A 15082-nucleotide genomic window follows, 5' to 3' on the forward strand; every position below is an offset into this window, starting at 1 on the left:
TAGTTTATAGTTCTTCCAATGTAATCTGTTCTTTTATTGCATTTACATCGTTTATATCAATATGCGGGTACCAATATAAGCAGTTTGAAGCAGCAAAACTGCTTGCCTCTATGAGAGCAGTCTGGATTACTTTATTCGATTGAAACGCTTCTAACAATTTTCCTAGAAAAATATCACCGGAGGCCGTTGCATTTTTTGCTGTGATGTTTGGCAAAGTAATGCGATAGCATTTTCTGTGAATTTTTGCAATGGAGCCATCTCCTCCCAATGTAATAATAATATTTTCCAGTGCTGTATCATTCTTTAAGAGGGTAATGATTTCTTCCGTTGTTTCCGCTGTTTTGTTTTTTAACTCTAAATATTCCGATTCATTGACTTTTAGCAGCCATGGCTTCGCTTCGATGCTTTTGGATAGAGCTTCCCCGCTGCTGTCTATCACGCATTTTGCTCCTTTATCCTGCAAAGAAATAATTAAATCCCGATAAAATGATGAGGGTAATCCATCTGGCAGCGATCCGGAAAAGACAACATAATCTTCCGGTTTTACCGAATCCAGTAAGGTATCCTCAAATGCCTGTTTTTCAGATGTGGAGATAACCGGTCCTTTTTCATTAATTAAATGTGCGTGCCCTTTTTCGTTATCTACAATAATGGAACAGATACGCGTATTTTCTTTAATAGGTGTTACTGTCGTAGAGATATGCTGGTCATTTGCCAAGCTTTGCAAATGTTTGCCAATATATCCGCCTAAAAAAGCGTGTGCTGTGAAAGCGCTGTTTGGATTTTGAAAAGAAAAAGAACGAATCACATTAAACCCTTTTCCTCCTAATAGCTCCTTCGCCTGATGTGACCTGCTGACACCGTTAACATCAAATTTCTCTAAAAAAATTGTTCGATCTAATGCGGGGTTCGGACAAACAACATGCAACAAACTATCACCTCATTTTCATGTTCGATAGATTTATCATAAATCCTAAAGCAAAAAAAAGCAAAGAAAAATTTAAATAAAGCAAAAAAATAATAAAAATATGTTTGCATTATTTTGTTTTATGTCTTATAATCAATTTAAAGCGTTTGCAAGTTATCCTTTAGGAGGTGTTTAGATGCTCTCACAAGATCGTCAAGAAATTATCATGCAGTATCTGCAAACAAATAAAAGCGTGAGAATTGCAGATTTAAGTAATGATTTAGGAGTAACTCGGGAAACCATCCGCAAAGATCTCTATGAAATGGAACAGGAAGGCATTGTTCGGAAGGTTCATGGGGGAGCGATACTTAATAAAGCCAATCTGGAGACAAAGTATGTAACGAGAAAAACAGTGAATGAAGAGGAAAAGAAGGCTATTGCTAAAAAAGCTGCTGAACTCGTGGAAGACGGGGATACCATTTATATAGACTATGGAACAACCGCTTTATACTTCTCCAGAGAAATAAATAACAAGAAAGATTTAACGATTATTACCAATTCGTTGCCGATTGCACAGGAGCTCATCGATTATTCTCATTTTGATGTCATTATTATCGGCGGGAATGTAAGGAAAAATGAAAACTCTTTATTTGGACCAATTGCTTATCGTGGGATTGAAAAGCTTTTTGTAGATAAAGGATTTTTTGGAATAGGCGGTTTAGATTTGCAGGCAGGCTATACCAATATGCATATGGGAGAGTCGGAAGTATCCCGGTTGATGATGAAACATAGCCAGCTAAAAATTATGATGGCTGATTTCTCCAAATTCCATTCTACTTCGATGAACCAAGTAGCTGCCATTGATGAAGTCGATATTTTAATCACAGACACAACATCTGATGCAGAAGCAGTAGAAACCATCAAATCACTGCAAACGAAAGTCTATACCGTTGAAGCGGAGAGGAGTTATAAAGATGAATAATTATCTTGATAAAGGTTTGATTCTTTTAAATAGCAGCGCAGATTCAACAGCTGCCATTTTTGAAGAGATTGGAAGCGTTATGATTACGAAGGGTTATGCCAACAGTGAATATGTCGAGGGATTAAAAGCAAGGGAAAAAGAATTCCCGACTGGTGTTCCGACAGGCGTAATCGGAGTAGCACTTCCACACACAGATGCAAGTTATGTAAATGAAAGTAAAATCGGTTTAATGACGCTGAAGGAGCCCGTTTCTTTTCGGATTATGGGGAGCGACTCTGACGAAATTGAAGTGAAAGTCGTCTTTCTGCTTGGGTGCTCTGATGGAGAAGAACATATTCAAGTATTGCAAAAAATAGTGGAGCTGGTGCAGCAGCAAGCATTTTTAGATCAGCTATTACAGCTTCAAACAGTAGAGGAAGCGTATCAATTACTGGAATCAAATTTAGATTTATAAATAAAAATATTATTTAACCAAAATTGGAGGAATTTAAAATGAAAAAAGTATTAGTAGCATGTGGTGGAGCAGTAGCAACGTCAACGGTGGCAGCAAATAAAATCAGAGCTTTATTAAAGGAAAATAACATTGATGCAGATGTATCACAATGCCGTGTAAGTGAATTAGGGTCGAAAGTCAGCGGTACAGATTTGATTGTAACCACAGCTAAGGTGGACAAGGATTACGGTGTTCCGGTTATTCATGGATTGGCATTTATCTCAGGAGTAGGGTTAGACAAAACAAAAAAAGAAATTTTAGAGGTTCTGCAGTAGAGCAATCTCTTTATTAAAAGGAGGAAATTCCGTCCATGCAAATCTTACAATATATATTAGATCTTGGGCCGACCGTAATGCTTCCATTAGTTATTTTTATATTGGGAATTTGTTTAAAACAAGGCATTGGAAAATCCCTTCGTTCCGGGATAACCATTGGTGTCGGATTTGTCGGGATTAATTTGGTCATTGGTCTCTTAACAGATAATTTAGGACCAGCTGCACAGGAAATGGCGGACCGCTTTAATTTAGGCCTTTCCGTGGTTGATGTCGGCTGGCCGGGAGCTTCCCCGATGGCATGGTCATCAACGATTGCTATGGTAGCTATTCCTGTAGCCATTCTTGTCAACGTGCTAATGCTTGTAACGAAAATGACCCGTGTGGTTAACGTCGATATCTGGAATATCTGGCATATGACGTTTACAGGAGCCATTATTTTGGCAGCAACCGGAAACTTCTGGTTTGCAATTATTGGTGTTGTTGTTCACTCTGCCTTTGTTTACAAGCTGGGTGATTGGTTTGCACCGACAGTGAATAAGCATTTTGGCTTGGAAGGGATAGCGATTCCGCATGGTTCTGGAACCTGGTCCGCTCCATTTGCAGTGGTCATTGATGCCATTATCGATAAAATTCCAGGTGTAAAAAAAGTGAATATTAATTCCAGTAAGATTGAAGAGCGTTTTGGGGTTGTCGGCGAGCCAGTCATTATTGGCGCTGTATTAGGTATCGTCATTGGATTTTTGGCAGGCTACCCTGTATCTGACGTGCTGCAGTTAGGTATTCAAATGGCTGCTGTTATGGTCTTGATGCCGACAGTTGTTAAATTTATTATGGAAGGTTTAATGCCGATAGCAGAAGCTGCGCAGGCTATATTAGACAAACGCTTCCAAGGACAGCAATACTATATTGGGCTGGATCCAGCATTACTATTAGGCAATTCCCAAGTAGTAGCAGCAAGCCTGATTTTTGTTCCATTAACATTGGTTATTGCTATTTTGATTCCTGGCAACCAAGTCCTGCCGTTTGGTGACTTGGCTACCATTGGATTCTTTGTATCAATGGCAGTAGGGATCCATAAAGGAAACTTATTCCGGACGGTTATTTCCGGAGCGTTTATCATGAGTATCACTATCTGGATCGCGAATATGATGGTAGGCGTGCATACGAAGCTGGCAACAGATACAGGAAATATTTCAAGCGGCCAAGTTGCTTCTCTGGACCAAGGCGGAGCACCAATCACATTTATTTTGAAAGAATTATTCCAGCTTCAAAATTTAGTCCCATTGTTAATCATTGGCGGAATTTATGTATTCAGTATTATTTTTACGTACGTTCAATTTAAAAGAGAGAAAATATGAGGAAAATTTTAGATAGGAGATGTCGTTGAAATGAAGGCGTTAGTGCTGGAAAGTAAAGCAAACTTCTCCGTAAAGGATATGGAAATACCAGTTATTAAACCCAATCAAGTGTTAGTGAAAGTAGCTTATGTGGGAATTTGCGGTTCCGATTTAGCCCGTTATTTTGATGGGAAGGTGCATCATTACCCGACCATTTTAGGGCATGAATTTTCAGGTGTTATTACGGAAACAGGAAGCGAAGTGCAGGGATTAAATGAAGGAGACCGCGTGGCAGTAGCTCCATTAGTTCCGTGTGAACAGTGTTCCAGCTGTGCGAGCGGCCATCCGGCGCTTTGCGAGAATTATAGTTTTATTGGTTCCCGAGAGCAGGGGGCAATGGCTGAATACGTTGCGGTAAATGCCAAAAATATCCTGACTTTACCGGATGAAATTACAGACCAGGAAGCGGCGTTAATTGAGCCATTAACTGTTGCTATCCATGGAATTGAAAAAGTCGATATTCACGCCGGGGCAAGCGCCGTTGTTTTTGGAGCAGGTACAATCGGCATGATGTCACTGCTCGCACTGCAGGCAAAGGGTGCAGGAGAGATAACGGTTATAGATATTGACAACGCAAAGCTGGAAATGGCGAAAGCGTTAGGAGCTACAGTTATCGTCAATTCATTAGAAGTTGATTTAGATGATTATTTTAAAGAAAATCAAAGACCGGAAATCGTAGTCGAAACAGCAGGGGTGCAGCAGACTCAGGTTCAGTCATTGAGTGTAGTGGAGAAGCTTGGTCAGGTTGTATATGTTGGCACAGCCAAGAAAGAGATTACATTCCCAGCAGATGTATTTGAAAGAATTCTAAGAGCAGAATTAAAAGTATACGGTTCTTGGATGTCCTATTCCGCTCCTTTTCCAGGATTTGAATGGACAGCAGCTTTACAATACATGAAGGATGGAAAAATCGATGTAAAAGCCTTGATTCATGAAGTGAACCCGCTGGAGGTCAAAGAAGAACCATTCCAGAAAATGATTGATCCGGATAATCATTCGATTAAGTTTTTATATGATGTAAGACAGTAGGAAGGAAGCCTTGAAGGGTACAGTTTCATTGTATCTTTCAAGTTTTTTTCGTCACCACAACTTTAAGGTATAGAAACTCCAGAAGAAAGGTGTACAACCAAATAGATGTGGACAGCTTACTTAATAAATTAAATTAACTATGGTATGATATTTCTAAAACGATGAACGGAGAATCTGGATGCAGCGAGGCACTTTTCAATTAATGAAATCGGTCAACAAATCACTTGTTTTAAATAAAATTCGTACCTTTGAACCGATATCAAGAGCACAAATAGCGAAAGAAACAAAACTCACCCCGCCGACCGTCAGCAGCATTGTCAAAGAATTAATAGAGGAAGGGCTGGTGATCGAAAAAGAATTGGGAGCTTCGCAAGGCGGAAGAAAACCAACCTTGCTTTATGTGAACAGCAGTGCGTTTTACGTCATTGGAGTAGATGCAGGACCAGAAACAATCCGATGCATCCTTTCTAATTTATCCGGAGAAATTTTGGAGCAGTCATCTGCCATCATTCAAAAGCCGATAACCAATCAAGCCTTTATGACGATGCTAAAAGACGGTATTCACAACGTATTACAAGCCTCCTCTGTTGAAGACGATAAAATTATCGGCATCGGTGTAGCCATGCATGGGGTAGTCGAAGTTGAAACAGGCATCGCTTTATTTGCGCCGAACCTGGAGCTGAAAAATATTCAAATAAAAGCAGAGCTGGAGGAAGCATTCAATCTGAACGTCAAAGTGGAAAATGACGGCCGTGCCATGGCTTTAGGAGAATCCTGGTTTGGCGGTCATGCGAATGTGGAAAGCATGGTAGCTGTTAATCTTGGACGCGGTGTAGGTGCGGGTATCGTTATCAATGGGAAATTATATCATGGAGCACAGGATATTGCCGGCGAACTGGGTCATATGATCATCGATCTTCATGGAGAACGCTGTACCTGCGGGAATAGAGGATGCTTACAGACTTTTGCGACCGGATCAGCAATTGTTGCGTATGCGCATAAAAAAATAAAAGGTGCTTCCCAGGATGCAGATACAGCGGAAACTATCTATGAACGTGCGATAGCAGGCGAGCAAGAATATATCGAGGTTTTTCAAGAAATTGCGGAAATTATCGGCATTGGCTTGACCAATTTAATTCATATTCTGAATCCGGATAAAATTATTCTGGGCGGAGGCGTTATGAACAGCCGGGAAATAATGCTTCCTGTTATTAAACAAACGATTCATCAGCGTGCCTTGACAGGGAAAGCAAAGGAAACACAGGTTGAGGCGACGAATCTTTATGATAATGCCACGGTGCTTGGAGCTATATCCTTACTTTTGATTGAATTATTTAATCCAGTATAAAAAACGGACTGCATTTTATCAGCAGTCCGTCCGGTTTTTATATGAATGATTCACGTATCCAATGCCGCAATAAACCTGTCAAACGCAGCTTTTTCTTTAAATACCCCGGCATCTTCCAGTACCCGCTTGAATTTCAAGCCGAGTTCCTGTTGTAATATATCTTCTGCTTGTTCCTCGCTGGAAATCGTACCGTATTTATCTTTTATTTGATTGGCCCATTCCTGATGGTAGTCAGCGATATTACTTGGCTTTCCGCATAAATCATTTTTGATCTCCTGCAATTCATCCTTTAACCTTGCTGGAAGAACGGCAAGCCCCATGACTTCAATCAGGCCGATATTTTCTTTTTTAATATGATGGACATCTGCATGCGGATGGAAAATCCCCAGCGGATAGTCGCTGGATGTCCGGTTATTGCGTAATACCAGGTCCAGTTCATAGCTGCCTTCGCGTATTCTGGCAATTGGTGTAATAGTATTATGCGGTGTATCGTCCGTAAATGCGTGTACTGCTGCTTGTTCATCTGAATAATTTTTCCATGTTTGCAGAATATGATCGGCAGCTTCAAGCAAGGATGATTTATTCTCGCTCTGCAGCCGAATCACAGATAATGGCCATTTTAACACGGCTGCTGAGACGTGATCGAAGTCTGGAATCAAAAATGAAAAAGCATTTTCAGCATGCGTCATCGCGAATTCGTAATTTCCAGCCTGATAATGGTCATGGCTTAAAATAGAGCCTCCGACAATGGGCAGGTCTGCATTGGAGCCAATAAAGTAATGTGGGAACTTTTCCGTAAACGTAACCAGGCGTTCAAATGCTTGCTTATCGATTTTCATATCACGATGCTCTTCTGCGAGTAAAATACTGTGCTCGTTGTAATAAACATAAGGCGAATACTGAAAATACCAGTTTTCATCTCCTAACGGAACCTTGATTACACGATGATTTGCTCTTGCCGGATAACCAGTCCGTCCGGCATATCCCTCATTTTCAATACATAAAAGACATTTAGGATAGGAAATCGTCTGCTTAAGTGCGCGTTCTCTTTTGATTTGCTCCGGATCTTTTTCAGGTTTGGACAGGTTGATGGTAATATCAAGATTGCCATAACCTGTTTCCGCTTTAAAATGAATATTTTTACGGATACGGTTCATCTGGATATAGTTATTATTTTTGCTTAAGGCATAGAAATAATCCGTCGCTGCTTTTGGTGATGCTGCATATTTTTCTTTAAAAATAGCATTTACAACAGAAGGGCGGGCGACAAAGCAATTCATCACATTAGCTGATAGGATTTCCTTCGCATCAAAAACATCCTCAATGATGTGATTTTCTACCGCGTAGTCTACGATTTTATCGATCAGGTTAGGGATGGAATCTTCTGTCGGCTCTACTGTCTGATCCGGAAAATCCGCTATTTTTAGCAAGGACATGACTTGATTTCGTGCATAAATTTCATCGGAGCCTTCGATTAATTCTTTTTCTATCGCTTTGTCGATTAATCCTTGGATATCATGGTAAATCATTTTAAATCGTCTCCTCCTGCATAGCCATTTGGATTACTGCTGTGCCAATTCCATGCGTCTGCTATAATTTTTTCAATTGAGGTGCGGGAAGGCTGCCAATGCAATATTTCCTTTGCTTTATCAGAGCTGGCAATAAGAACACTTGGATCACCGGCACGGCGGCTGCTGATTTGGGAAGGAATTACTTTTCCAGTTACTTTACGAGCAGCTTCAATCATTTCCTTCACAGAAAACCCTTGATTGCTTCCGAGGTTGAAAATATCGCTTTGCCCGTTTTCTTTTAAATAATCTAATGCCAGAAGATGTGCTTGAATAAGATCCTCCACATGGATATAATCTCGTATGCAGGTGCCATCCGGTGTATCGTAGTCGTCTCCGAATATAGTGATTGCTTCACGCTGCCCAAGAGCTGTCTCTAAAATAATGGGAATCAGATGCGTTTCGGGAGAGTGGTCCTCGCCGATTTCTGCTGTCTCTCTTGCTCCGGCCACATTAAAATAGCGTAAGGAAACGTAACGGATGCCATGTGCATGTTCTGTCCATTTCATGAGCTTTTCCATTGTCAGCTTGGTTTCTCCATAAGCATTGGTCGGATTGGCAGGCAATTTTTCCGTTATCGGAATTGTTTCCGGTTCTCCATATGTAGCGGCAGTGGAAGAAAAGACGATTTTATCCACTCCGAATTCGACCATGGCCTGGAGCAGCACCTGCGTACCGTAAACGTTGTTATCAAAGTATTTAAGCGGATTTTCCATGGATTCTCCAACGAGTGAATTGGCTGCAAAATGAACAACGGCATCAATCGATTCTTTTGCAAAGACGCTTCGTAAAAAATCGATATCCCGGATATCTCCTTGATAAAAAGAAGCGTCAGGGTGGATTGCTTCTTGATGTCCTGTTTCCAGACTATCCACGACGACGACATGCTCGCCGCGGTCGATTAATTGGTAGACGGCGTGAGAACCGATATATCCTGCTCCACCTAAAACGAATATGCTCATTTTATCTCCTCCTCCGTTACTTCTTTGGCGCCATCTGCAATAGAAGCAGTGTAAAATGTTGGTTCATAGCCGATTTTGTCCTGATAAATTTGCTTGAGATGATGTTTGAAGTCCCTTACTGCATCCTGATGGACAATAGCGATGGCACATCCTCCAAATCCGGCGCCGGTCATACGTGCACCAATGACGCCCTCCTGTTCCCAAGCCACAGCTGCAATCGTATCTAATTCGATTCCAGTCACCTCATAATCCGATTGGAGCGAAAGATGCGATGCATTCATGAGCTGGCCAAAAGCATGTAAGTCGCCGTTACGCAGTTTCTCTAATGCTTCCAGTGTCCGCGCATTTTCATATACAATGTGTTTGGCCCGTTTTTGATTAACTGGATCTGTGATCAGGTGCTTCGCTGCTTCAAATTGTTCCGTCGATAATTCACCAAGGTGCTGGATGGAAAGTTCCTTTTGCAAATCCTGGAGCGCCTGCCGGCATTGCGCAAACCGTTCATTGTATTTAGAATCTGCCAAGGATCGCTGTTTATTGGTGTTGATAATGATAATCTCATAATCCTGTAAATGCATTGGTGCATAGCTGTATTCCAGTGTTTGGCAGTTTAAGAGAATGGCATGATTTGTTTTTCCCATCCCGACAGCAAACTGATCCATAATCCCGCTGTTGACCCCAATATAATTATTTTCTACTTTTTGCCCGATTTGAATCAGCTGAAGCCGGTCTATTTCCAAATTAAAAAGTCCTTCCAGCAATACACCGGTCGCTAATTCTAAAGAAGCGGATGAAGAAAGACCGGCACCATTTGGGATATTTCCATAAAATAAGATATCTGCACCGGACGTGATGGCATAGCCTTCTTGTTTCATATATTGGACCATTCCTTTTGGATAATTCGCCCAGCCGTGCGCTTTCTGGTAAGAAAGATGATCGAGGTCACATTCTATTATTCCGTTTTCAGAAGCGTTTAAAGAATAGAAACGTAATTTTTGATCATTTCTTTTTCTGGCAAGTGCGTACGTTCCAAATGAGATAGAAGCAGGCAGGACATAACCACCGTTATAATCCGTATGTTCACCAATGAGATTGATTCGCCCAGGGGCGAAAAAGCGGCGAGGGGCTTCGGATGTATCAAAAATCTGGTGAAATGCTTGGGTTAGATTTGTCATAAGGACCTCCTGATTTATATTTTTTATTGGTATGCTTATCCATATTGCAACTTTATTAATTTAATTAACTAAGTTCATTTTATAGTTTTTCCTCCTATTCTGCAAATGTTTCTATTAAAAAATTCATCAAATGAAAATAGATATCCCGAAGAAAGCTCCCTACGATAGAAATTATCGCAAGAAGCTTTCTTTTATTCTTTTACCGACCCTGCAGCAAGTCCTTGTACAAAATGCTTTTGCAGAAGGAGAAATAGGATTGCCATTGGTAAAGTAGCAATAATTGCAGCGGCAGCAACTAAGTTTAAATTATTCGCATTTTCTCCAAAGAATTTGGATAAAGCAACTGTCATGGTTTGAACGGACTCATCCTGAAGGAAGAAAATCGCAAATTGATAATCATTCCAAATATACACACAAGCAATAATCAGAATCGAAGCAGTGATTGGTTTTAATAACGGAAATACAATTTGAAAGAAAATCCGAAATGTCCCTGCTCCATCGATTCGAGCCGCTTCTTCTAATGATTTTGGTATGGTAGACCGGATAAATCCAGCGTATAAAAAGATAGTTAAAGGCAGATAAGAAGCAACATTATTAAATATGGCAACCTGGTGTGTATTCATCAACCCTAAGTTGACTACTAATTGATACAGTGGAACTAACGCAGCCAAAGGCGGTACAACCATAATAGCGATAAAAAACATGTACATAAAACGATTCAGCTTTGTCTGTCTGCGTGCTAATGGATAGGCGGCCAAAGAACCGACAATAATCAATATGGCCGCTGCAAAAAATGTAATGATACCTGTATTTAATAGGGCATTCCCTAGATTTGCTGCCTCCCAGGCTTCCCTGAAATTAGACCAGCTAATATCGAAAGGGAAGACCCACTTTGAACTGAAGTCACTTTTTTCCTTCAGCGCAGTGGTGATTAGCACATAAAAAGGAAGAAAATGAAGCACCGTAATGAATAAGGCGAGTGTCGATAAAGCAATTTTTTTTCTATTTGAACTATAATCCATTATGCTTCAACCTCCTTGCGTCGGAAATAAATCAATGCAGATAAACTCAGGATGAGAATAATAACCATCATCAGAACACCTTGTGTAGCAGCATAGCCGGCATCTTCTCTTCCAAAATATAGATCGTACATAAACGTAGACATCGATTGAGATGAATTTCCGGGACCGCCGCCTGTTAATGAAATAATGACATCAAACAGCTTGAGGCCGCCGATAATGTTAATCACCATATTGATCGTAATGGAAGGCATCAATAAGGGAAACGTAATATTTTTGAACTTCTGGAAGGAAGAAGCACCATCAATTTCTGCTGCTTCATAAAAATCTCTCGATACACTTTGCAGTCCGGCCAGATAGATAATCATTGCGATACCTACGAATTGGAACGTGTTTACGAAAACAATAATCCATATGTTGATATCTACATTACCAAGCACATTGATTCTTTCTAATCCTAATCCAATCAGGACATCGTTTAAAGCTCCCCCTTGATAGGAAAAGAAGAAGTACCAGATATAGCCCATAATCAAAGGACTGATAATAACAGGCAAATAAACAATGGTTCGTGTAAGGGTCTTAAAATGGACACTTTGATTAAGTAATAAAGCATAGGCGAGTCCAAGAACATTTTGGAAAATGGTGCTGCCGATGCCGTATATTAATGTGTTGCGGACTACCGTCCAGGTATCGGGGTCAGTCAACATTCTTGTATATTGTCTAAATCCGATATAATCAAAAGTTTGTGAAAACCCGTTCCAGTTTGTAAATGAAATACGAATCCCGTTTAAGAAAGGATATACAATAAAAAAGACAACAAACAGGAGGGCTGGTAAATACATCCACCAAAGGGATGAATTTTGCTTCGTTCTTCCTATTTTTTTCGTACTTACCGTCATTTATATTCAACTCCTATAAAAACAAATTGATTTCCAGCTCCGAACGCCACAAACTAAGAGATTTCCCGTTGTGCCCTACGATAAGTCATCATCAGTTCGTTACCTCATTGTGATTCCTTTATCTCTTTAAGTAATGGAAGTTCGACCAAGGTCGAACCACCCCAAAGTTCGGGGCGCAATCTCTACGCTTTTGTTATTTATTCAAAGCCCGCCTGTTCTATTAAACGTAAGTATTCATTTTTCATTTTTTGAGAGACGCCTTCAGGAGAAAGGGCGCCAGATAGTAACTCTTGTCCGCTCATTCCCAGTGGTTTCCACATGCCATTTGGTAAATAAACTCGATCAAAATATGGCTCTACCAAGATGTCATCATATTGCTCATAGTAATCCTGGTAATAGATATCAGCAGTAGCGTTGGTAAGTCCAGCTGCTAAAGAGGTTCCTTCTGCAACAGCTTTTACATTCTCAGGTCTGGCTAAAAAATCAATAAACTTTTTTGCTTCCTCAGGATGCGCTGTATCCTTCCAGATGGCAACCGTATGCCGCTCGCCGCCAATCCAGGTCGGGTCATCACCTTCATGGATAGCCGGTACAGGCATGATGCCCAGTTCGATATCCGGGTTTAACTCTTGAATCACATGGATAGGTACAGTTTGCATAACAAAAGCAATTTTGCCTTGAGCAAGTAATTGATTTTTTTCGTATGGTCTTGCAGTGAGCACGTCTATATTTAATAATTCTTTTTCATGCATTTCTAACAATTTTTCAGATAAGTAGTCATAAGGTTCCCAATCAAAACTGCCATCTAGTAATTCTTCACTGTAATCATGGTCAGGATGGGTGATAAGCAATGGGCTGGCAAATTGATCATAGTACTGACCAAAAGCATTTTCATTAGAGCCCTCGAACCAAAGAGGCGCAATTTCTCCGTTGCTTTTTTCTTTTACTGTTTCTAAAGCTTCCATAAATTCATCAAATGTTTCTGGTACTTCAATATCGTACGCATCAAGAATCTCTTTATTATAAGTTAACCCATCCATTGCCTGATTGAGCGGGTAGGCGTACACCTTGCCTTCCTCATCTACAAAGTTTTGCTCCAGTGTGGGATCCATGTCGTCTACCCAGTCCATGTCCCGCAAATCCATGGTATATTCTCCATATCTGTTCTGGGCCCAGCCATGCGTATCGAATAAATCGGGCAAATCATTTGCTGCCATTCGAATTCGCAGCTGACTTTCATAGTCTTGTCCCGGCATATTTAAATTAATATTGATGTCCGGATATTCTGCTTCAAAATCGTTGACAACGCTCTGCATCGCTTCTTGCTCTGCTTCATTGGATACAGTAGAGAAAAAGGTTAACGTTACTTGGTTTCCCGGTTGTGTACTCTCCTCCGAATCGGTTTTATTTTCAGCATCATCATTCGAACAGCCTGCTATAATAAGGCCGGTCAGCATCAACAACAATAATGTTTTAAGGCATAATCGCATAAGGATACTCCTTTTATCAGTAATTTGAATCGGTACAGTTGCAAGGAGTACGAAATATTTCCTATAATAGATGAAATAGCGTACGCTTGCTATTAGTATGCTATGGATAGACCTAGATCTGTTCCGCCAAAAACGATTCTAGGTCTATTGCTTGTTTAGCAGGTAAGAAAGTATAAACTTTCTTACTGCATAAGTGTAACTAAGGTTGTCACCTAAAGGCTTGGTGACAACCAAGTTTTCTAACAAATTATGAAAAAATGCGTCTTGATAGAAAAATAGGTTTCCTTGATATATCGAAAGCTAGTTTGGAACATGCCGTGTTTTTGCTAGTGCACCGCAGCTTTCGCGCTGCACAAATGTGGTAGGGACATTCACTTTTAATGGAATGTCTCTGCCCTGTAATCGGTCAAGCAGCAGCTTTACGCTTGTTTTTCCCATCGTATCTGTTGGAACATGAATGGTTGACAACGGACAGCTGGCAAATTGGGCCATTTCTACATTATCAAAGCTGACAATAGCGACATCTTCAGGGACTTTTATTGCTGCTTCCTGTAAAGCTCTTAATGCACCTACTGCCATCGGGTCACTTGCAATAAAATAGGCTTCCGGTAAATTTCCTTTTTGGATGGCTTCTTTCATTAAACGGTAGCCATCAGACATCGTAAACTCTCCTACAAATACATGAGCATCATTATAGTTACCCAGTTCCTTCATTTTCTTTGTGAAAAATACATAGCGTTCATCCTCTATCTCCCGCTTTTCATTTGCTTTGATATGTTTTCCTTGCATTCCGCCGATATATCCAATATTGGTATAACCTAGAGAGAATAGATGCTCCAAAGCAATCCAAGTGGATTTCTCAAAATCAATTACAATAGAATCGAAACGATTTTCATCCGGAGAATGATCGACAAAGACCAGATGCTTGATTTGCTCATGGATTGTATCTACAAGGCTTTCATCGATTTTTCCAGCAATAATGAGACCATCCAGATGAACATTCAGCTGATGCAAATGGAAATCGCTCATCCGATAAACTTCATTAACTTCGATGTTGAAATGCTTGCATTGACTTTCAATACCATGTCTGATGGATAAGAAATACGGATCACTAAGTTCTTCCTCAAGGGACTGACACATCAGTATCCCAAATTTATAAGTCGGACTAGAGTTTTGAAGCTGTTTTTTTCTGCCGCGAACCGTTTGATAATTTAATTGATTAGCTGCCTCGATAATCCGTTGGCGTGTTTCTTCCGTTACAGATAAGGATGTGTCATGGTTTAAAACTCTTGATACGGTTGTAATAGAGACATTTGATTTACTTGCGATATCTTTAATTGTTGCCATAGGTTCCCCACCTTTTTTTTACTAAACTTTACTATGCTAATATACTATCAGGTGAGTAAAACGCTTTCAATAAGGTGAAATACAAATAGAAAAAGCGTTTATGATGTTCTTGGAAAAACAAAGTGAATCAGCCTGTATACTACAAGAAAGCTTTTAGGATTCCCTCTCCTTACCATAGCAAGGAGAGGGAA

The 15082-nt window shown here is 40.3% G+C and carries 14 protein-coding genes; 6 read left to right on the plus strand and 8 right to left on the minus strand.

Annotation, left to right across the window (positions count from 1 at the left end):
- Positions 1–4: 4 nt before the first annotated feature.
- Positions 5–931: a 1-phosphofructokinase family hexose kinase gene (locus BN997_RS09230; protein WP_042531623.1), complete on the minus strand. Its 927-nt coding sequence runs from the start codon at positions 929–931 to the stop codon at positions 5–7.
- A gap of 172 nt (positions 932–1103) precedes the next feature.
- On the opposite strand from BN997_RS09230, the gene BN997_RS09235 reads away from it, so the two are divergent.
- From BN997_RS09235 to BN997_RS09260, 6 genes are all read left to right on the plus strand, one after another.
- The gene (locus tag BN997_RS09235) at positions 1104–1889 is read left to right on the plus strand and encodes a DeoR/GlpR family DNA-binding transcription regulator (RefSeq protein WP_042531625.1); all 786 of its coding nucleotides are present in this window, start codon (positions 1104–1106) and stop codon (positions 1887–1889) included.
- The gene (locus tag BN997_RS09240) at positions 1882–2343 is read left to right on the plus strand and encodes a PTS sugar transporter subunit IIA (protein WP_042531627.1); all 462 of its coding nucleotides are present in this window, start codon (positions 1882–1884) and stop codon (positions 2341–2343) included. The genes BN997_RS09235 and BN997_RS09240 overlap by 8 nt, the downstream gene beginning before the upstream one ends.
- 38 nt (positions 2344–2381) lie before the next feature.
- A complete protein-coding gene (gene gatB / locus BN997_RS09245; RefSeq protein WP_042531629.1) occupies positions 2382–2657 on the plus strand; it encodes a PTS galactitol transporter subunit IIB in 276 nt (91 codons plus the stop codon).
- 35 nt (positions 2658–2692) lie between these two features.
- Positions 2693–4015: a PTS galactitol transporter subunit IIC gene (locus tag BN997_RS09250; RefSeq protein WP_042531631.1), complete on the plus strand. Its 1323-nt coding sequence runs from the start codon at positions 2693–2695 to the stop codon at positions 4013–4015.
- Positions 4016–4045: 30 nt separating this feature from the next.
- Positions 4046–5083 (plus strand): galactitol-1-phosphate 5-dehydrogenase, encoded by a 1038-nt coding sequence (locus BN997_RS09255; RefSeq protein WP_042531633.1) that lies wholly within the window; start codon positions 4046–4048, stop codon positions 5081–5083.
- A gap of 178 nt (positions 5084–5261) precedes the next feature.
- The gene (locus tag BN997_RS09260; RefSeq protein WP_042531634.1) at positions 5262–6431 is read left to right on the plus strand and encodes an ROK family transcriptional regulator; all 1170 of its coding nucleotides are present in this window, start codon (positions 5262–5264) and stop codon (positions 6429–6431) included.
- Positions 6432–6481: 50 nt separating this feature from the next.
- Here BN997_RS09260 and galT read toward each other — a convergent pair whose 3' ends face one another.
- The 7 genes from galT to BN997_RS09295 form a co-directional block, all read right to left on the minus strand.
- Complete coding sequence (galT, locus tag BN997_RS09265; protein ID WP_042531636.1) at positions 6482–7960, minus strand: UDP-glucose--hexose-1-phosphate uridylyltransferase; 1479 nt, start codon at positions 7958–7960, stop codon at positions 6482–6484.
- A complete protein-coding gene (gene galE / locus BN997_RS09270) occupies positions 7957–8961 on the minus strand; it encodes a UDP-glucose 4-epimerase GalE (protein WP_042531637.1) in 1005 nt (334 codons plus the stop codon). The genes galT and galE overlap by 4 nt, the downstream gene beginning before the upstream one ends.
- Positions 8958–10136, minus strand: a complete 1179-nt coding sequence (locus BN997_RS09275) for a galactokinase (RefSeq protein WP_042531639.1) — start codon at positions 10134–10136, stop codon at positions 8958–8960. Before BN997_RS09275 ends, galE begins: the two co-directional genes overlap by 4 nt.
- A 191-nt stretch (positions 10137–10327) precedes the next feature.
- Positions 10328–11158 (minus strand): carbohydrate ABC transporter permease, encoded by an 831-nt coding sequence (locus tag BN997_RS09280; protein ID WP_042531641.1) that lies wholly within the window; start codon positions 11156–11158, stop codon positions 10328–10330.
- Entirely contained in the window at positions 11158–12054 is an 897-nt protein-coding gene (locus tag BN997_RS09285) for a carbohydrate ABC transporter permease (RefSeq protein ID WP_042531643.1), read from the minus strand. Before BN997_RS09285 ends, BN997_RS09280 begins: the two co-directional genes overlap by 1 nt.
- A gap of 197 nt (positions 12055–12251) precedes the next feature.
- Entirely contained in the window at positions 12252–13544 is a 1293-nt protein-coding gene (locus BN997_RS09290; RefSeq protein ID WP_042531645.1) for an ABC transporter substrate-binding protein, read from the minus strand.
- A gap of 300 nt (positions 13545–13844) precedes the next feature.
- A complete protein-coding gene (locus BN997_RS09295; RefSeq protein ID WP_042531647.1) occupies positions 13845–14891 on the minus strand; it encodes a LacI family DNA-binding transcriptional regulator in 1047 nt (348 codons plus the stop codon).
- Positions 14892–15082 lie beyond the last annotated feature (191 nt).

The organism is Oceanobacillus oncorhynchi (genome assembly GCF_000821065.1).
In the GTDB taxonomy this organism is placed as follows: Bacteria; Bacillota; Bacilli; order Bacillales; family Amphibacillaceae; genus Oceanobacillus; species Oceanobacillus oncorhynchi.